Below are 17,860 nucleotides of genomic sequence, written 5' to 3'. Positions count from 1 at the left end.
ATGCGCACGTTGAGCGGATCCGGCCTCTGGAAAGCAGCGAACCTCTGGAAGGCGCTGGGCGTCGCCGGGTTCCTCGGCGTCGCCGCGACCGGGGCCGTGATCGTGCGCGCCGAGCGCCGCCGCCGCTCCTACACCCCCGACGAGATCCGCGAGCGCCTGCACGAGCGGCTGGACGGGTCGCCGGAAGAGCGTGCATGACGGTGCGCGCCGTCCGGCCGCCCGGCCCGGACGACCTGGACCGCGCCTGGCGGGCCGTGTCCGCCGAGCTCGCCCCCACGCCCCTGGTCCCCTCGGGCCTGGCGCCGGGTGCGCTGCTGAAGCTGGAGACGTTCCAGCCGATCGGCGCGTTCAAGGTGCGGGGCGCGCTCGCGGCCGTCGCCGCGCTCCCCGAGGGGGAGCCGGCGGTGACGGCGAGCGCGGGCAACCACGGCCTCGGCATGGGGTACGCCGCCGCGAAGGCGGGCGCGGACGTCACCGTCGTGGTCTCGACCCGGGCGTCGCAGGTCAAGGTCGACAGGATCCGCGCGTTCCCGGTGCGCCTCGTCCAGCACGGGACGACCTACGACGAGGCCGAGGCGCACGCGATGACGCTCCCGGGCCACTACGTCTCGCCCTACAACGACCCGGCGGTCATCGCGGGGCAGGGCACCATCGGGCGCGAGCTCGACCGGCAGGCGGACGGCCCCCTCACGGTGGTCGCGCCGGTCGGGGGCGGCGGGCTCGTCGCCGGCCTGTGCCTGTGGGCGCGCGAGCGAGGCGACGTGCGGGTCGTGGGCGTGGAGTCGGCGGTGTCGCGCGGCGTCTCGGCGTCGGTGGCGGCCGGGCGGGTCACCCGGGTCGAGGTCGGCGAGACCTTCGCCGACGGCCTGCCCGGCAACCTCGAACCCGGCTGCGTCACCCCCGAGGTGATCGGGCGCACCGCCGAGCTGACGTCGGTCACCGACGACCAGATCCGGACGGCGCTGCGCCTGCTGTTCCACGAGCACGGCCTCGTCGCCGAGGGCGCGGGCGCCGCGGCGGTCGCCGCCGTCCTGGCCGGGAAGGTCGAGGCCGCCGGGCGCCTGGTGGTGGTCGTGTCCGGGCGCAACATCACCGTCCCGGCGTACAGCGCCGCCCTCGGCGAAGGCTGAGCGCCGCCGTTTCCCGGGAAAAACCGGCACCGGTGGGACGCGAGCGGCTACGGTGTCCCCTGCGAAACGGGTGGGGGATTTCAGGACATGGCGGGCCTGGGCGGTTTCTTTCGGCGTGATCGGCTGACGGGTCGGGTGGCCGTCGGGCTCACCGGCGTGCTGATCATCGCCGCCGTCGTCTACGGGGTGGGCGTCGCGAGCGCCAAGTACCGGATCGCCGACGTCGGCGCCTGGCTCACCGCGCGGGACAAGGGCCTCGTCGTGCACGTCAACGGGCCCGCGGCCAAGGTGGACGGCAAGACCGGCGTGCCCCCGCAGATGCGCGGCCACGACATCAAGATCATTCAGGACGGCGCCACCGTGTTGATCGTCGACCGGGACACCGGCGTCGTCAGCCGCCTCGACCCCGCCCAGCTGGACGTCGGCGCGAGCCGCCCGCTGGGCCGCGGCATCCAGGTCCTCGCGGGCGCCGGCAAGGCCTACACGGTCGACTCCGTCAAGGGCGTCCTCCAGCAGATCGACCCGGTCGGCCTGACGCCGGTCGGCGCGCCCGCCACCCTCCCGCCCGTCCTCGGGCAGGCGGGCATCGACGCGCGGGGCGCCCTGTGGGTGCCGGTGGCGCGGGACGGGCAGGTCGCGGCGTTCGGGGACGGCCGCTCCCAGCCGCCGGTCCGCGTCGGCGGACCGGGGGACGACCTCGCGCTCACCATGGCCGCGGGCGACCCGGTCGTCGTGAACTCGACGAACGCCACCGCCACGGTCATCAAGCCGTCCGGGACGCGGCTGACCGTCGGGCTGCCCGCGACCGTCCGGCAGGCGGGCCGCGGCGGCGTGCTCGCCCCGCCCGCCACCGAGGGCAAGACCGTCCCGCTGCTGGTGCCCGGCGCGGGGTCGCTGGTGACCGTCGACACCGACACCGGGCGGTACTCCAGCACGCGGCTCGCCATGCCGAAGCACCGGTACCGGCCGCCGCACATGCTCGGGTCCAGGGTCTACATCCCCGACGAGACGGCCGGGTCCCTGCTCGTGTACGACGCGGCGGGCAACCGGTTCGAGGCGCCGGTCCCGATCAGCGGGCGGCCCGCCAGGCTGGACGTCTTCGTCCGCGACGGCCTGCTGTGGGCGAACGACCCGGCCGGCCCGCGCGCCGTCGTGATCGACGGGCAGGGCGTCGGCAAGGGCATCGACAAGTACCGGGACAAGGTCGCGGGCGGCCCGATGCGCCGCGCCATCCCGCAGCCCGGCGGCGGCGCCGCCCCGCCCCCGCGGACCGCCCCGCAGGACCCCCGCCGACCGCGCCCCGGCGAACCGCCCGGCGCGCCGCTGAACGTGTCGGTCACGCCCGGGGCGGGCACGATGCGGATCGACTTCCAGCCCTCGGACGGCGAGGGGATCACCGGGTACGCGCTGAAGGACGTCCCGCCCGGCCTCGCGGCGCGCCCGGCCGCGATCGCGCCGGGCGCCGGGCCCTTCACGTTCACCGTCACCGGCGGCGACTGCGCCCGCGAGTACCGCTTCCGCGTCGCCGTCCGCTACCGGGACGGCCGGGGACGGACCCGCGAGCAGGTGTCGGCGCCCAGCGATCCCGCCCGCCCGTGCGTGACGCCCGGCGCGCCGACCGGCCTCCAGGCGCAGGCCACCGCGTCCGGGACGAAGGTCTCCTGGACGGCCCCGCCCGGCGCGTCCGCCTACCGGATCGGCTGGGACGGCCCGGTCAGGGGGACCCGGACGGTGCCCGCCGCGACGGGCTCGGCCATGACCGCGACGCTCGGGGAGGTGTGGACGAACGGGCCCTACACCTTCACCGTCGCCGCGGTGAACGGCGCGGGCACGGGCGCGGACGCGACGCTCGACGCCAGGCTCACCGGACCCGCGACCAGGTACCCGGTGGAACGCAACGGGAACTCCAACGCCTACATCCGGGCCACGGCCGACGCCAACGGCGGCACGACCGTCGCCACCATGAACGACAACAACGGCGAACTCGTCGTCGTGCACTGCCAGAAGAAGGGCGTGTACTACAGGCACCCCAAGGACTCCAGCCTCGCCGGCGACATGTACGCCAACATCACGTGGAGCGGCAAGACCGGCTACCTCATCGGTTACCTGGTCAACACGCCGGGCGACTGGAGGAGCTTCGCGGGGCCGGCGGTCTGGACGTGCGAGCCCTGACCCCCGGCCCCTCCACGAAGGTCACGGCTGGGTGCGCTTCTTCGCCTTGCCGACGCAGGCGGGCGCCGACCACGCCACGTCCGGTGCCTGGCCCTGGTTGAGGCGCAGCACCGCGCCGACCTTGAAGCAGTGGGTCGTGTTCGGCCGCAGGCCCGGCATGGTCGCCGACTGCGACCCCGCCTTCACCGACGTGATCGGCTGGGTCCCGGCGGGCTGCTGCTGGACGAGGAGCGGCAGCCCGCGCGCGGCGGGCGGCAGCGTCCAGAGGAGCGCCGCCGTCCGCCCGACCTGTCGCGCGACCACCTTGCGCGGCCGGGTCGCGGCGAGCTGCGAGGCCGGGATCGGCGCCTGGGTGGCCTGCCCCTGCGGGACGGTCTGGGTCTGGGACGGCGGCGTCGACTTCGCGGCGGTCCCGCCCTTGCCGTCGCCGCCCCCCGACAGCGCGAGCGCCCCGATGCCGAGGGCCAGCCCGCCGGCGAGCACGATTCCGGCCACGACGATCAGGCCGCGGCGGGGCCCGTCGTGCGGCCGGTCCCAGGTGGTCTGGTGCGGGCCCGCCTGCGGCGTCGTGTGCGGCGACATGTGGGGCGTCGTGTGCGGCGTCGTGGAGGAGCCGCTCGCGCGCTGGTCGCCGGCCTGGGGCGCCGGGGCCGGGGGCCAGGCGGCCTCCGGGGCGGGCGGCGGGCCCTCCTGGGGGAGCACCGCTTCCGGGGCCTGCGACGGGAGGGCGTTGGGCGCCCACGGCGACGGCGGGGGCTTCGGCGCGGCGACGGGCGCCGGAGCCGGCGGTGCGACGGCGGGCAGGGAAGGCGCCTGCGCGGTCGGTGCCGGCGCGGGCACCGGCGGAGCGGAGGTGTCGGGGAACGTGAGGCGCGGGCCGGCGTCGGGCGCCGCCAGCGCGCCGCGGCTGCTGTGCGCGACGTCCGTCACCGGCAGCCCCAGCTCGGCCTGCACGCGCTGGAGCGCCTGCGCGAACTCCACGGCGCTCGCGAACCGCTCGCCGGGCGTCTTGGCCATCGAGCGCACGATGACGTCGGTGACCTGCCGCGGGACGTCGGGGCGCGGGATCGGCGGCGGCGGGTCGTTCAGGATCCGCAGCATCAGCGGCGCGATGCCCTCGCGGGGCGGACCCTTGAACGCGGGCCGCCCGGACAGCAGCTGGTAGAGCGTCGAGCCGAGCGAGTAGAGGTCGGACCCGATGCCCGGCGGCCTGCCCTCCAGCACCTCGGGGGCGGCGTGGTGCGGGGTGAAGGCCTGCGTGTGGGTGGCGTCGAAGCTGTCGACCAGGCGGGCGATGCCGAAGTCGGCGAGCGCGGGCTCCCCGTACCGCGACAGCAGCACGTTCTGCGGCTTGACGTCCCGGTGCAGGACGTCGGTCTCATGCGTGGCGGCGAGCGCGCCCGCCATCTTCACCCCGATCCGCAGCACCTCGGCGAACGCCAGAGGCCCCTCCCGCGCGAGCCGGTCGGTGAGCGCGCCGTGCTCGAAGTACTCCATCACGATGTAGGGGCGCCCGGACCGGGTGGTGCCGGTGTCCAGCACGGTCACGATGTTCGGGTGTCCGGAGAGCCGCCCGGTGATCTTGCACTCGCGCTGGAACCGCCGCATCGCCGCGTCGTCGACCGCGCTGATCGACAGGACCTTCAGCGCGACCATCCGGTCCAGGCGCTCCTGGTGGGCGCGGTAGACGACGCTGAAGCCGCCCTCGCCGACCTGCTCCAGCACCCGGTAGCCCGGAACGTCCTCGGTCATGGGTCGGGGGTTCCCTCTCGGTCGCTCGTCTCGTCCGGGGCGCGGCGGGGCGCGGTCATTCGATGCGGCGCGGCCCGGGGCGGTTCCCCGAGGGCAACAGCGTAGTACGGGGAGGAAACGGGCGTGGCTGCTCTCGCCGGGAAGGCCCGGCCCGACCGCCCCCGGCGTCTCGTATGGAAATGAGATGACATTTCCCTACGGCCGGTTAATCGTTGTGCCAATTGCGCTCCGGTGCCGCCCCTCTCCGTCCTAACCTCGGTGTTCGCGACGAAGGAACTGCCCCAGAGGGAGTGGCCCGCCGTGACGGACGATGTCATGACGAATCCGTACAAGGAAACACCGCCGGCAGAATCGGCTTATGGCGACCTTGTGCGGATGGCGTATTTCGTTCTACCGGGACGGGGAAAGCGCGTCTACCGGCTGGCGATCGCCCGCCGGATCGTGGACTCCACCGCGCGCGGCGCCCGCGACCGCTCCGCCGCCGGGCACGCCCGGCGCCGCACCCGCGTGCTGCGCCGGTCGCTGCGCCCGTCCCGCCGCCTGCAGATCGGCCTCGGCCCGTGGCTGCGCGCGCTCCCCGCCCGGCTGCCCGACCCGGCGCTGACCGCGGCGCTGTCCAGGCTCGACCCCCACGTCCGCGTCGCCTACGTCCTGCGGAACGTGGAGGGGATGCCCCGCTACGCCGTCCGCGACCAGCTGATCGAGCTGCGGGTGCGCGACCCCTGGCCGGTGATCCGCGCCGCCGAGGCCGTCGAGGTGCCCGTGCCCCGCCGCGCCGACCGGTTCGAGCCGGAGCTGCTGCGCCCCGTCCGCACCCGCTCGATGCTGCCGCTCGCGGCCGCGGCCTTCCTCACCGCCGCGCTGGTCGGCGCGCTCCTGGTGACCGAACGGGAGGGCCCGCGCGAGGCGTCCGCCCGCGGTCTCGGCCTCGTCGCGGCGGCGCCGGACGCCTGGACGCGCGGCGCCCGCTCCCTCGACGTCTGGCCCGCCCGCGGCGACCTCGCCGGCGACCGGGCGTTCGGCCGGCGCGCCGCCGCCGCGTGGGCGGCCGCCCCCGGCGGCCGCCGCCCCGACAGCGGCGTCGCGCAGCTCCTGTACGCCGGCCGGGTGGACGGCGCGCCGCTCGCCGTGATGCGCAGCGGCGCACGCCTGGCCCGCTACGTCTCCGGCCGCGTGGACGTCGCCGCGATCGGCGCCGACCCGTCCGCGCCGATCGCCCTCGGCGGCGGCCGCTACCTCCTCGCGCCCTGGGACGCCCGGCCGGAGACCCTCGCCGGGGGGCGGCTCGCCACGTACGGCGGCGTGACGGCGCCCGTCCGCCCCGGCACCGACTGCGGCCGCGGCCCGCTCTTCCACCTCGGCCCGCGGACGGTCGGCGACCTCGGCGGCTCGCGGGCCGCCGTCCTCGGCTACCGCGCCCCGGACCGCAGGCCGGGCGGCCCCGACCGTCCGGCCGCGCTCGGCCGCACCGCCCGGTCGTTCTGGAAGAGGCTGGCCTGCGCCATCCCCGCGCCCTCGCGGCCCGTCTCCGCGGCGATGGCGTTCGACTTCTGGTCGGGGACGCTGCCGCACGGCGGGAAGAGCGCCGACTGGACCTGCACCCGGCTGGCGTACGCCGACGGCGGCGCCGCCGCCTTCGCGACCCTGCTCGGGGCGGAGAACCGCGCCACGGGCGCCTGCGACGTCCGGCGCCCGGTCAGCGGGACGTGGTGGCGCGCCCCGTCGGACCGCTGGTACTACCTGGCCGCGGCGGGACGCGGTCTCGTCCCGCACGCCGAGGGGGTTCAGGACCCGGCGACGCGCGACCGCCTCCTCACCGCCAGGGGCGCCCCCGGAACGCCTGTGATCCTCACCGCCCGTTAGGGCGGGTCTGGTCAGCACCCGCTTACCTCGATCGGGCACACTGGAGGGGGAACCGAACGAGATTCAGGGAGTCGCAGATGGGCAACGGGCCGCTCTCCGGAGTACGGGTGATCGAGCTGGCCGGAATCGGGCCGGGGCCGTTCGCGGCGATGCTGCTGGCCGACCTCGGCGCCGACGTGATCCGCGTCGACCGCGCCTCCGCCGTCCGCGACGGCGAGACCGCCGGCGGCACCGACTTCACCAACCGCGGCAAGCGGTCGATCGCCATCGACCTCAAGAGCGAGCGCGGGAAGGAGGTCGTCCTCCGCCTGGTGGAGAAGTCCGACGTCCTGCTCGAAGGTTTCCGCCCCGGCGTCACCGAGCGCCTCGGCATCGGCCCCGACGACTGCCTGGCCCGCAACCCCCGCCTGGTCTACGGGCGGATGACCGGCTGGGGGCAGCAGGGGCCACTGGCGCAGACCGCGGGCCACGACGTCGGGTACATCGCGATCACCGGCGCCCTGCACGCCATCGGCCGCGCGGGCGGGCCGCCCCAGGTCCCGATGAACCTGCTCGGCGACTTCGCGGGCGGCAGCATGTACCTCGTCACCGGCGTCCTCGCGGCGCTGCTCGAAACGCGGGCGAACGGGCGGGGCCAGGTCGTCGACGCCGCCATCGTGGACGGCACCGCCCACCTGTCCACCTTCATCCACGGCTTCCTCGCGGGCGGCATCTGGGAGGACCGCCGCGGCGTCAACATGCTCGACACCGGCGCCCCCTGGTACGACGTCTACGAGACCTCCGACGGCCGCCACATGGCCGTCGGCGCCATCGAGCCGCAGTTCTACGCCGAGTTCCTCCGCCGTCTCGGCCTCGACGGGGAGGACCTCCCCGCCCAGTACGACCGCGACCGGTGGCCGGCCATGCGCGAGCGCTTCGCCGCCGCCTTCCGCACGAGGACCCGCGACGAGTGGACGGAGGTCTTCGTCCCCAGCGACGCCTGCGTGGCCCCCGTCCTGTCGATGACCGAGGCCGCCGAGCATCCCTTCAACACATCCCGCGAGGTCTTCCCCGACCTCGCCGGCCACCGCCAGCCCGCCCCGGCCCCCCGCTTCTCCCGGACCCCGGCCGAGACCGACGGCGTCCCCGTCCTTCCCGGCGGCCAGACCAGGGCCGTCCTGGAGGACCTGGGCTTCGACGACGCCGAGACCCTCCTCAAGGAAGGCGCCGTGGCCCAGGCCTGACCGGGACGGGTGGCCGTGCCCGCCGCGGGCACGGCCACCGGAGCGCCTCAGACGGCGCGCTTCTCATGGCGGGTGCCGCGGCGGAGGGTGACGGACATGATGTCGCTCGGGGCGTCCAGTTCCAGCCGGTGCCAGCGGCCTCGGGGGACGACGACGGCGGTACCGGCGGGCAGCGGCACCATCTCCTCCTCGCCGCCGGGCTCCTCGGCACGGAAGTAGATCCGCAGAGCGCCGGACAGGCAGCACACCGCCTCCTCCGCGGCCGGGTGCGCCTCCCAGTGGTCGGCGTGGACGTCCTCGTCGGTCTCGACGTGGAACGCCGCGATCTGCCAGCCGCCGTCATCGCTGGTCATGCGGCGCTCGGCCGCGCGGACCGCGCCGTCCGGGTGGAAGGTGAGGGCGGAGGCGAACATGTCGATCGGGTTCATGAGGGTGTTCCTTCCAGTCGGTTTTCCCTGGGTGCGGGGGAGGGCGCTGCGGCCGTCCCGCGGCGGGGGAGGGCCACCGCGACCGCGGCCGCGATGAGGAAGAGGGCGGCGGAGACGGCGAGGCTCAAGGCGTAGCCGTCGTTCAGCGCGGGCCCGGTCGCGGCGCCGCCGGTGCGGTGGGCGGCGACGGTCGCCAGGGCCGCCAGGCCGATGCAGCCGCCGAGCTGGCGGGAGCTGTTGAGCAGGCCCGAGGCCGTGCCCGCCTCGCGGGGGGCGACGCCGGTGGTGGCGGCGACCGCGACCGGGGCGAGGACGAGGCCGGTGCCGACGCTGCAGAGCAGGGACGGTCCGAGGACGTCGGTGAGGAAGCCCCCGCCGGGGCTGATGAGGGCGAACCAGCCGAGCCCCGCGGCGGCGAGCAGGCCGCCCGGGATGAGCGCCGCGCGCGGCGAGCGGGCCGAGGTGATCCGGGTGGCGGCCACGGTCCCGGCCACCAGCCCCGCGGAGAACGGCAGGAACGCGGCGCCCGTCTCGGCCGCCCCCATGTGCAGGACCTGCTGCATGTAGAGGGACACGAAGTAGAAGGCGGAGAACTGGCCCGCGGCGGCGAAGAACACGATCAGGTTCGCCCCGGCCACCCAGCGTCCGCGCAGCAGGCCGAGCCGGATGAGCGGGGCCGGCGACCTGGACTCGGCGAACGCGAACGCCGCGAGGAGGACCGCCGCCGATGCCAGGGTGGCGAGGGTCGCCGTGGAGGTCCAGCCGCGGGTGTCGGTGCGGACGACGCCGAACACCAGGAGCCCGATGCCGCCGGTGGCGAGCACCGCGCCGAGCACGTCCGCCCGCTCCCGCAGGGCGGCCCGCGCCGCGGGGACCCCCGCCGGGACGAGGGCCAGGGCGGCCGCGACGATCGGCAGGTTGACCAGCATCACCCAGCGCCAGCCCGCGTACTCGGTCAGGAGGCCGCCGGCGAGGACGCCGAGCGCGCCGCCCGCGGCGTTCACCGCGCTCCACACGCCGAGCGCCCGGACGCGGGCACGGCCCTCGAACGTGGTCGTCAGCAGCGCGAGCGCCGCCGGGGCGACGGCCGCGGCGCCGACGCCCTGCCCGGCCCGGGCGGCGACGAGCTGCCAGGGCGCCTGGGCCAGGCCGCCGCCGAGCGAGCAGAGGCCGAAGACCGCGAGCCCGAGGACGAACAGCCGGCGCCGGCCGTACAGGTCGCCGGCCCGGCCGCCGAGCAGCAGGAAGCCGCCGAAGGTGAGCGCGTAGACGTGCACGACCCAGGCCAGGTCGACCGGGGCGAAGCCGAGGGACGTGCGGATCGCGGGCAGCGCGACGTTGACCACCGCCATGTCCAGGGCGACGACGAACTGGGCGACGCACGCGGCCGCCAGCACCACCCCTGGTCTGGATTTTCTGTACATGTATAAAAACCTACTCGGAGTCGCGTCCGCCTGTCCAGCCGGGGGTGCGCGCATGCGCGATGATGGGGGGATGGCGTCCCCAGAGCGGCGGGGCGGCGGCAGGCCGCCCCGCATCTCCCGCGCGGAGATCATCGAGACCGCCCGCCGGATCGTGGACGAGGAGGGGGCCGGGAGGCTGACCATGCGGCGGCTGGCCAAGGAGGTCGGAAGCACGCCGATGGCGCTCTACCATCACGTGCGCGACAAGGAGGAACTCCTGCTCCTGCTGCTGGAGGACTTCGCCGCCCGGACGCTGCGCAGGCCCGAACTGCCCCGCGATCCCCGCGAGCGCGTCGTCGTGCTGGCCGCGACCCTCCGCGAGACGCTGGCCGCCTGCCCGTGGATCGTGGAGGTGCTCACCGCCGACGACCTGATGGCGGAGGAGGCGCTCTGGTACAACGAGCGGATCGTGGACGCCCTGATGGAATGCGGCCTCACCATCGAGCAGGCCGTCCACGGCTACCGGGCGGTCTGGTACTACACGGCGGGGGAGATGCTCGTGCGGGCCGCGTCCGCCCGCAGGCGCGCCGACGACGACCGGCCCACCTACCGCGACCGGGTCTTCGCCGACCTCGACCCGGCGGAGCTGCCGCGGCTGGCGTCCCTGTCGGGCCGCTGGGCGACGCTGACCGCGCAGGACACCTACCTCGACGGCCTGCGCGCGCTCGTCGACGGACTCACCCGCGCATGAGGCCGCAGGCCACGCGCCCGCGCGCCGGGCCGATTGTGAATCGGCTGACAATTCGTTCGCGGTAACCGGCGGTCATTCCACAAGACTGCGCCGGAAAGCGGTCGTACCTTGTGGGCACTCCACCCCGATCAACACGACGACCAGAAAGGCCGGACACCGGCCCTGTTCGGCGTGCCCGCATTAGGGAGATGCCCATGCGTTCCAAACGACTCCGCTCCTGGGCGGTCATCGCCGCGGCGGTCCCCGTCGCTCTCGGCCTGGCCGGGACGGTCGCGCCCGCCGCGCACGCCGAGACGAGCCCGGATGGGGCGAACGACTGGAACTGCAAGCCCTCGTTCTTCCACCCCCGCCCCGTGGTCCTCGTGCACGGGACGTTCGAGAACATGGCGTTCAACTGGCAGAAGCTCTCCCCGGCGCTGAAGAAGGCCGGGTACTGCGTCTACGCCCTCAACTACGGCGGACCGAAGGACGGCCCCATTCAGGGGATCAACGACATTCCCACGTCGGCCGGTGAGCTGTCGGCCTTCGTCGACAAGGTCACGGCCTCCACCGGGGCGTCCAAGGTCGACATCGTCGGGCACTCGCAGGGCGGCATGATGCCCCGGTACTACATGAAGTTCCTCGGCGGGGCCGCGAAGGTCAACAAGCTGGTCGGCATCGTGCCGTCCAACCACGGCACCAACATGTCCGGGCTGGTGGAGTTGGGCAGCCTGCTCGGCATCACGCAGGCGGTCGTGAAGGCCGCGCCGTCGGCGGGCCAGCAGATCGTCGGCTCGGACTTCCTGAAGAAGCTGAACGAGGGCGGCGACACCGTGCCCGGCCCGACCTACATCGTGCTGTCCACCAAGTACGACGAGGTCGTCACGCCCTACACCTCGGAGTTCCTCAACGGCTCCAACGCGCAGAACGTCCTGCTGCAGGACAAGTGCGCGAACGACGCCAACGCGCACGTCGGCATCGCCTTCGACCCGGTGATGATCAAGTTCGTGCTGAACTCGCTCGACGTCTGGGGCCCGTACTGGCCCATCGACTGCGCGAAGCCCCTCGGCTGACCCGGAGACGGCGGCGCCCGGCGGCCTCCCCTTTCACCGCCGGGCGCCGCCGCGTGGCGGCCGGTCTCACAGCCCGAGTCGCTTGGCGGCGATCTCGTTCATGATCTCGTTGGTGCCGCCGCCGATGCCGAGGATGCGGGCGTCGCGGTAGTGGCGCTCCACCTCCGACTCGCGCATGTAGCCCATCCCGCCGTGCAGCTGGACGGCCTCGTGCACGACGTGCTCGCAGGCGAGGACGGCGGTGTTCTTGGCGTAGGCGGTCTCGGTGAGGACGTCCTCCCCGGCGGCGTGCCGTTCGGCGACCGCGCGGGTGTAGGTGCGGGCGACGTCGGTCCGCCGCGCCATCTCGGCGATCTTGTGCCGGACGAGCTGCCGGGAGGCCAGCGGGCGCCCGAACGTCTCCCGGTCCCGGACCCAGGCCAGGGTGAGGTCCAGGCAGCGCTGCGCCGTCGCGTAGGCCTGGACGGCCAGGGAGAGCCGCTCGGTCACGAAGTTCTGGACGATCTGCAGGAACCCGCTGTTCTCCGCGCCGACCAGGTTCTGCGCGGGGACGCGGACGCCGTCGAACGACAGCTCGGCGGTGTCGGAGCAGAGCCAGCCCATCTTGCGCAGCGGCTTCGAGACGGTGAACCCGGGGGCGCCCTTCTCCACGACCAGCAGGGAGATGCCGTCGAAGCCGGGTCCGCCCGTCCGCACCGCCGTGGTGACGAAGTCGGCCCGCACGCCCGAGGTGACGAACATCTTGGCGCCGTCGACGACGTAGTGCCCGCCGTCGCGGACGGCGGTCGTGCGGAGGCCCGCGACGTCCGACCCGGTGCCGGGCTCGGTGACGCCGAGCGCGCCGATCAGCTCCCCGGCGAGCGCCGGCCGCGCGAACCGGTCGATCAGCGCCTCGTCCCCGGAGGCGATGATGTGGGGGAGCGCGATCCCGTGCGTGAACAGGGAGGCGACCACGCCGCCCGACCCGCCGGACTGAATGATCTCCTCGGCGACGATCAGCGCGTCGAACAGCTCCCCGCCGGACCCGCCCGCCTCCTCCGGGAACCCGGCCCCGAGCAGTCCCGCCTCGGCGGCCCGGGCGTGCAGGGAGCGGGGCAGCTCGCCCGCGTCCTCCCAGCCGGCGAGGAACGGCACGATCTCCCGCGCGGTGAAGTCGCGGACCAGGGCGCGCAGCGCCGCGCGCTCCGGGGTCTGCCAGGGGTTCACCGCGCCTCCTCGTACAGAACGAGGTTCGGAATCTAGCAGGCCGCGCGTCACCCCCCGGCGCGCGGGTCCTCCAGGCCGGGCGGTGCGGGCAGGTCGCCCGCGGGTACGCCGGACAGTTCGCTGACGTGCCGGCGCAGCACGGCCCGCAGCCCGGCCGGGTCGGTGCCTTCGGGCTGCAGGACGGCGTGCGAGGACAGGCCGTCCACCAGCGCGTGCACCCGCGCGGCCTCCACCTCGACGTCCAGATCGGGGCGCAGGGCGCCGGCAAGGCGGGCCGCCCGCAGGACCCGCGCCGCGATGGAGCGCAGGTCGTCGTGCATCTCCCGGGCCAGCGGACGCAGCTCGGGCCGGGTGCGGGCGCCGACCACGAAGGCCAGCCACACCTCGGCCTCCTCGCGCCGCTCGGCGTCCAGCGGCAGCAGTTCGGCGAACAGCGACTCCATGGCCGCCGCATGCTCGGCGGGCGGTGCGGCGGGGTCGGGGACCGCGAGCCGGCCCGCGCGCTGCCGCAGCCGCTCGCCGGCCCGCTCGGCGAACGTGCGCATCGCGAAGATCATGATGTCGGCCTGACCGCCGAAGTAGTGCCGGACCGATCCGATCGCCAGGCCCGCCTCGGCGGCGACGGAGCGCAGCGACGCCTGCTCCAGGCCGTCCCGGTGCACGACGCGGAACACGGCCTCGGCCACCTCGCGGCGGCGGGCCTCGGGATCGACGATCTTCGGCACCGTCCTTTTATAGCACGCTCGTGCTACAGTCTTTTTTGGCACGACCGTGCTAAAGAAACCCGACGGAGGGGAAGGTCGACATGGACGAGGTGATGAACATCCTGCTGATCCGCTTCGCGATCATCGTCGCCGGGATCGCGCTGCTGGTCGTCGCGGTGTTCAGCGTGGCGATCATGCTCAGGCGCCACGGCCGGCTCGGCCGGGCCCGCGGCCTGGTCGAGCCGGCCCTGCGCGCCTGGGCCGACCGGCCGGCGGCCGGACCGGGGGCGGGCCGCGGCGGCCTCGGCGCGCGGCGGGGCGGCGGCCGGTCCGAACTCGGCCGGCTCGCCGCCCGCGGCGCACTGCACTACCTCGACCAGGCCGAGACCCGCGGGACCGGAGGGGACCGGTGACCCTCGCCGCCGACGACGGCGATGTGGTCATCGACCTGCTGGTGGACCGGCTGATCAAGGGCGGGATCGTCCTGGCGGCCCTGGTCGTGGTCGTGGTCGCCCTCACGATCGTCTACCGCAGGACCGGCCCGAAGGACCCGCGCTGAGGCGCGGGCCCTAGCCGAGGGCGTCGGCGACGGCGTCCGCCCACAGGGCGAGCCCGTCGTCGATCTGCTCCCCGGTGACGATCAGCGGCGGGATCATCCGGACGACGTTGCCGTACGCGCCGCAGGTCAGCAGGAGGAGCCCGCGCTCGGCGGCGGCCCCGTGCGCCCGCGCCGCCGCGGCGGCGTCGGGTTCGCCGTCCGGCGTGGTGAACTCGCTGGCCTGCATCAGCCCGAGCCCGCGCACGTCGCCGATCGCCGGATGGTCGGCGGCGACCTTGCGGAGCCCGTCGTTCAGCCGCGCGCCCTGCACGGCGGCGTTGCCGACCAGGTCCTCGTCGGCGATGACCTGCAGGGTGGCGAGCGCGGCGGCGCACGCGACCGCGTTGCCCCCGTACGTGCCGCCCTGCGACCCCGGGCGGGCCTTCTCCATCAGCGCCGCCGGCGCCGCGATGGCCGACAGCGGGAACCCGCTCGCCAGGCCCTTGGCCGTGATCAGGACGTCGGGGCGCGCGGCCGCGTGCTCGTGGCCCCAGAACCGGCCGGTCCGCCCGAACCCGGTCTGCACCTCGTCCACGATCAGCAGGATGCCGTGCCGGTCGGCGCGCTCGCGCAGTCCCTCCAGGAAGGCGGGCGGCGCGGGGATGTAGCCGCCCTCGCCGAGAACGGGCTCGACCACGAACGCGGCCGTGTCGGACGCGGGGCTCGCGGTGACGAGCAGGTAGTCGAGTTCGCGCAGCGCGAACCGCGTCGCCTCCTCCTCCGACCACCCGTACCGGTAGGCCTGCGGGAACGGCGCGATCGCGGCCCCCGGCATCAGCGGGCCGATCCCGGCGCGGAACTTCGTGCCCGCCGTGGTGAGCGCGGCGGCGCCCATCGTCCGGCCGTGGAAGGAGCCGTGGAAGACGACGATGTTCTGCCGGCCGGTGGCGTGCCGGGCCAGCCGGATGGACGCCTCGACCGCCTCGCTGCCGCTGTTGAGGAAGAACAGCGAGTCCAGGCCCTCCGGCAGCACCTCGCCGAGCGCCTCGGTCAGCCGCAGCAGCGGCCGGTGCATGACGGTCGTGTACTGGCCGTGGATGAGCGTGCCCACCTGCCGCTGCGCGGCCTCGACCACGCGCGGGTGGCAGTGGCCGGTGTTGGTGACGCCGATGCCCGCGGTGAAGTCCAGGTGCCGGCGGCCCTCGGCGTCGTAGAGGTAGACGCCCTCGCCGCGCTCGGCGAGGACGGGGGTGGCCTGCTTGAGCAGGGGAGACAGCGTCGCCATGGACGTCCCTCCGGTAGATTGTCGACAATCTGCAATCTAGGTGACCCCGGGTCCGTTGTCCAGGGCCGGTGCCCCTGTGTGGCGGGGGCGGAAGCTAGGACTCGCGGAGCCGGTGGATGGAGTCGGTCATGTGCTCCTCGATGAGGGTGAGCAGGTGCTCCTCCTCCCCGTCGCCGATCGCGTCGACGAGCCTCCGGTGCTCCTCGACGAGGTCGGCGGGCTCGGGATAGGTGTCCTGCAGCGCGTTCAGGCACATGCGCGTCTCCACCAGGAGCGTGTGCGCCATCCGCTCCAGCCGCGGGCTGCCCGACGAGCTGACCAGCACCTCGTGGAACGCCTGGTCGGCGTCGCTCATCGCGACCCGGTCGCGCTCGCGGGCGGCGGCCACGAGCGCCTCCAGGGCCTCGGTGAGCCGGACCACCGCCTCGCCCCGGTTCCGGTCCATGATCAGCCGGCAGGCCTCGCGTTCGATCGCGAGCCGGGCGAGGTAGACGTCCTCGACGTCCCCCTCGTCCAGCGTGATCACGAAAAGCCCGCGGTGCGGCTCGCTGACCAGCAGCCCCTCCTGGACGAGGCGCTGCATGGCCTCGCGCAGCGGTCCGCGGCTGATGCCGAGGCGCGCGGCGAGCTCGGCCTCGCCGAGCTGCGCGCCGGGCTCCAGCGACCCGTACATGATCGCCGAACGCAGCTCGTCCGAGACGATCTCCACCGTCGACCTGCGGGGAACAGGCTCCAGCTCACCCAGTCGGCCCATGCGCGGTTCCCTTTCGGCTTCTCATATCTGCCAGGTATCTCGCCCCTGCAGGGGCACGGCGGCGGGGACGGCGAACAGCCGGCCCAGCCCGGTGCGCGGCGGGAGCCCCTCGGGGCCGGACGCGAGCCGCAGCCCCTCCCAGACGCTCACCTGGTTGGCGGTCAGCACGGGCTTGCCGACCCGCGCCTCCAGCTCGTCGAGCCAGGACACGGTGTGCAGCGCGGTGTCGGGCACCAGCACCGCCTCGGCGTCCGGATGGTCGTTGGCCGCGACGAACTCCAGCACCTCGTCGCGGCCGAGGGTGCCGACCTCGGCGGCGGTGACGATGCCCCGGCAGGACAGCGCCACCACCTCGATGCCGGCGTGGGCGAGGAACGCGACGAACCGCTCGGCGACGTCGGCCGGATAGGTCGCGGCGACCGCGACCCGGGTCACGCCGAGGGCCCGCGCCGCGTGCACGAACGCGAACGACGTGCTGGAGGCGGGCACGCCCGCCGCCTCGCGGACGCCCGCGACCTGCTGCGCGGCGCCGTCCCAGCCGAACACGAAGCTCCCGCTGGTGCAGGCCCACACGGCGGCCTTCACGCCGAGGTCGCGCAGCGTGCGGGCGCCCTCGCCGAGCACGTCGGCGCCGCCGATGTCCAGCAGTGCGTCGACGCGGTGGGCGTCCTCGCGCATCAGGGTGTGCACGACCGGGAGGCTGACCTCTCCCAGGGCGCGCTCGATGGCGGGGTAGTCGTCCTCGGCGCTGTAGCCGGGGTAGAGGAACCCCGCGCGCAACCCGTTCTGTCGCATGTGGTCGACAATCCTACCTTTGGTGATCATGGCGGCTAGGCCGCCGTGAAGGGAGCGAGACTGACCAGGGACTGCCCGGGACCGGACGCCGCTCGGCCCATGGCGCGCAGGGCCGAGCACATCGTCACCTGGTTGGCGGTCAGCACCGGCTTTCCGATCATCTGCTCCAGCGGGGCGATGATGTCGTAGGTCGGGACGTTCGTGCAGCTGATGAAGACGGCCTCGGCCTCGGGGCAGTCCACCGCCGACACCGCCGACACGATCTCGCCGTAGCCGACCTTCCAGATGTGGCTGAGCAGCCCCAGCCCGACCGAGGTGACCACCTCGATGCCGTGCTCGCCGAGGAACGACACGAGCCGCTCGGTGACGGCGTCGATGTAGGGCGTGACGACCGCGATGCGCCGGGCGCCGAGCAGCCCCAGCGACTCCACCAGCGCGCCCGAGGTCGTCGTCGAGACCGGCGCGCCGGCCTGCAGCATCGACTGGTGCAGCTGGAGCTCGCCCGCCCTGCCGCGGATGAAGCTGCCCGACGCGCACGCGTAGGCGACCGCCAGCGGCTCGGGGGCCAGGACGTCGCGGGTCGCCTGCCGGACGATCGACTGGTCCGACAGCGCGGAGGCCATCTCCACCGTGACCGGGACCGGCACGTACGGCAGCCGGGTCATGAACAGCGACACGTCGTCGGGCGTCCAGCGCCACAGTTCCCGGTCGAGGGCGAAGTCGAACGGAGCGACCACCCCGATGCCGTGCTGGGCGAGCAGCTCTGGTCCGACGACCAGCGAGGGGTCGAATGTCATCTGCGCG

The 17,860-nt window shown here is 74.6% G+C and carries 18 protein-coding genes; 9 read left to right on the top strand and 9 right to left on the bottom strand.

Going from position 1 to position 17,860, the window contains the following annotated elements; genetic code table 11:
- The 3 genes from BJ999_RS28160 (at position 1) to BJ999_RS28150 (ending at position 3,302) form a co-directional block, all read left to right on the top strand.
- Positions 1 to 198, top strand: coding sequence for a hypothetical protein (locus BJ999_RS28160; protein WP_179836059.1), 198 nt, complete (start codon positions 1 to 3; stop codon positions 196 to 198).
- Positions 195 to 1,130 (top strand): threonine ammonia-lyase, encoded by a 936-nt coding sequence (locus BJ999_RS28155; RefSeq protein ID WP_179836058.1) that lies wholly within the window; start codon positions 195 to 197, stop codon positions 1,128 to 1,130. Before BJ999_RS28160 ends, BJ999_RS28155 begins: the two co-directional genes overlap by 4 nt.
- Before the next feature lie 135 nt (positions 1,131 to 1,265).
- A complete protein-coding gene (locus BJ999_RS28150; protein ID WP_179836057.1) occupies positions 1,266 to 3,302 on the top strand; it encodes a fibronectin type III domain-containing protein in 2,037 nt (678 codons plus the stop codon).
- A gap of 21 nt (positions 3,303 to 3,323) precedes the next feature.
- On the opposite strand, the gene BJ999_RS28145 is transcribed toward BJ999_RS28150, so the two are convergent.
- Complete coding sequence (locus BJ999_RS28145; RefSeq protein ID WP_179836056.1) at positions 3,324 to 5,054, bottom strand: serine/threonine-protein kinase; 1,731 nt, start codon at positions 5,052 to 5,054, stop codon at positions 3,324 to 3,326.
- 375 nt (positions 5,055 to 5,429) lie between these two features.
- Here BJ999_RS28145 and BJ999_RS28140 point away from each other — a divergent pair, with 375 nt between their 5' ends.
- Both BJ999_RS28140 and BJ999_RS28135 read left to right on the top strand, forming a co-directional pair.
- A complete protein-coding gene (locus BJ999_RS28140) occupies positions 5,430 to 6,917 on the top strand; it encodes a hypothetical protein (RefSeq protein ID WP_179836055.1) in 1,488 nt (495 codons plus the stop codon).
- Positions 6,918 to 6,994: 77 nt separating this feature from the next.
- Entirely contained in the window at positions 6,995 to 8,140 is a 1,146-nt protein-coding gene (locus tag BJ999_RS28135; protein ID WP_179836054.1) for a CaiB/BaiF CoA transferase family protein, read from the top strand.
- A 47-nt stretch (positions 8,141 to 8,187) separates the two neighbouring features.
- Here the strand turns inward: BJ999_RS28135 and BJ999_RS28130 are convergent, their stop codons facing one another.
- A complete protein-coding gene (locus BJ999_RS28130) occupies positions 8,188 to 8,568 on the bottom strand; it encodes a cupin domain-containing protein (protein WP_179836053.1) in 381 nt (126 codons plus the stop codon).
- Entirely contained in the window at positions 8,565 to 9,992 is a 1,428-nt protein-coding gene (locus BJ999_RS28125; RefSeq protein WP_179836052.1) for an MFS transporter, read from the bottom strand. Before BJ999_RS28125 ends, BJ999_RS28130 begins: the two co-directional genes overlap by 4 nt.
- Positions 9,993 to 10,062: 70 nt before the next feature.
- On the opposite strand from BJ999_RS28125, the gene BJ999_RS28120 reads away from it, so the two are divergent.
- Together BJ999_RS28120 and BJ999_RS28115 are read left to right on the top strand one after the other, a co-directional pair.
- Entirely contained in the window at positions 10,063 to 10,722 is a 660-nt protein-coding gene (locus BJ999_RS28120; protein WP_179836051.1) for a TetR/AcrR family transcriptional regulator, read from the top strand.
- A 194-nt stretch (positions 10,723 to 10,916) separates the two neighbouring features.
- Entirely contained in the window at positions 10,917 to 11,774 is an 858-nt protein-coding gene (locus BJ999_RS28115) for an esterase/lipase family protein (RefSeq protein ID WP_179836050.1), read from the top strand.
- Between the two features lie 66 nt (positions 11,775 to 11,840).
- On the opposite strand, the gene BJ999_RS28110 is transcribed toward BJ999_RS28115, so the two are convergent.
- Both BJ999_RS28110 and BJ999_RS43750 read right to left on the bottom strand, forming a co-directional pair.
- The gene (locus BJ999_RS28110; RefSeq protein ID WP_179836049.1) at positions 11,841 to 12,980 is read right to left on the bottom strand and encodes an acyl-CoA dehydrogenase family protein; all 1,140 of its coding nucleotides are present in this window, start codon (positions 12,978 to 12,980) and stop codon (positions 11,841 to 11,843) included.
- A 47-nt stretch (positions 12,981 to 13,027) separates the two neighbouring features.
- Positions 13,028 to 13,705: a TetR/AcrR family transcriptional regulator gene (locus BJ999_RS43750; protein ID WP_179836048.1), complete on the bottom strand. Its 678-nt coding sequence runs from the start codon at positions 13,703 to 13,705 to the stop codon at positions 13,028 to 13,030.
- A gap of 80 nt (positions 13,706 to 13,785) precedes the next feature.
- Here BJ999_RS43750 and BJ999_RS28100 point away from each other — a divergent pair, with 80 nt between their 5' ends.
- The gene (locus BJ999_RS28100; protein WP_179836047.1) at positions 13,786 to 14,097 is read left to right on the top strand and encodes a hypothetical protein; all 312 of its coding nucleotides are present in this window, start codon (positions 13,786 to 13,788) and stop codon (positions 14,095 to 14,097) included.
- On the top strand, positions 14,094 to 14,243 hold the full coding sequence (locus BJ999_RS28095) for a hypothetical protein (protein ID WP_179836046.1): 150 nt from the start codon (positions 14,094 to 14,096) through the stop codon (positions 14,241 to 14,243). The genes BJ999_RS28100 and BJ999_RS28095 overlap by 4 nt, the downstream gene beginning before the upstream one ends.
- Positions 14,244 to 14,253: 10 nt before the next feature.
- Here the strand turns inward: BJ999_RS28095 and BJ999_RS28090 are convergent, their stop codons facing one another.
- The 4 genes from BJ999_RS28090 to BJ999_RS28075 form a co-directional block, all read right to left on the bottom strand.
- Positions 14,254 to 15,507, bottom strand: coding sequence for an aspartate aminotransferase family protein (locus tag BJ999_RS28090; protein ID WP_179836045.1), 1,254 nt, complete (start codon positions 15,505 to 15,507; stop codon positions 14,254 to 14,256).
- Positions 15,508 to 15,601: 94 nt separating this feature from the next.
- Positions 15,602 to 16,261 (bottom strand): GntR family transcriptional regulator, encoded by a 660-nt coding sequence (locus tag BJ999_RS28085; protein ID WP_179836044.1) that lies wholly within the window; start codon positions 16,259 to 16,261, stop codon positions 15,602 to 15,604.
- A 21-nt stretch (positions 16,262 to 16,282) separates the two neighbouring features.
- Positions 16,283 to 17,056, bottom strand: a complete 774-nt coding sequence (locus BJ999_RS28080) for a maleate cis-trans isomerase family protein (protein ID WP_179836043.1) — start codon at positions 17,054 to 17,056, stop codon at positions 16,283 to 16,285.
- Between the two features lie 35 nt (positions 17,057 to 17,091).
- Positions 17,092 to 17,853, bottom strand: coding sequence for a maleate cis-trans isomerase family protein (locus BJ999_RS28075; RefSeq protein ID WP_179836042.1), 762 nt, complete (start codon positions 17,851 to 17,853; stop codon positions 17,092 to 17,094).
- Between the last annotated feature and the right edge of the window lie 7 nt (positions 17,854 to 17,860).

The organism is Actinomadura citrea (genome assembly GCF_013409045.1).
Lineage (GTDB): Bacteria > Actinomycetota > Actinomycetes > Streptosporangiales > Streptosporangiaceae > Spirillospora > Spirillospora citrea.
The sequence above is the reverse complement of the archived record's forward strand: the minus strand, read 5'-3'. Positions and strand labels throughout refer to the sequence as shown.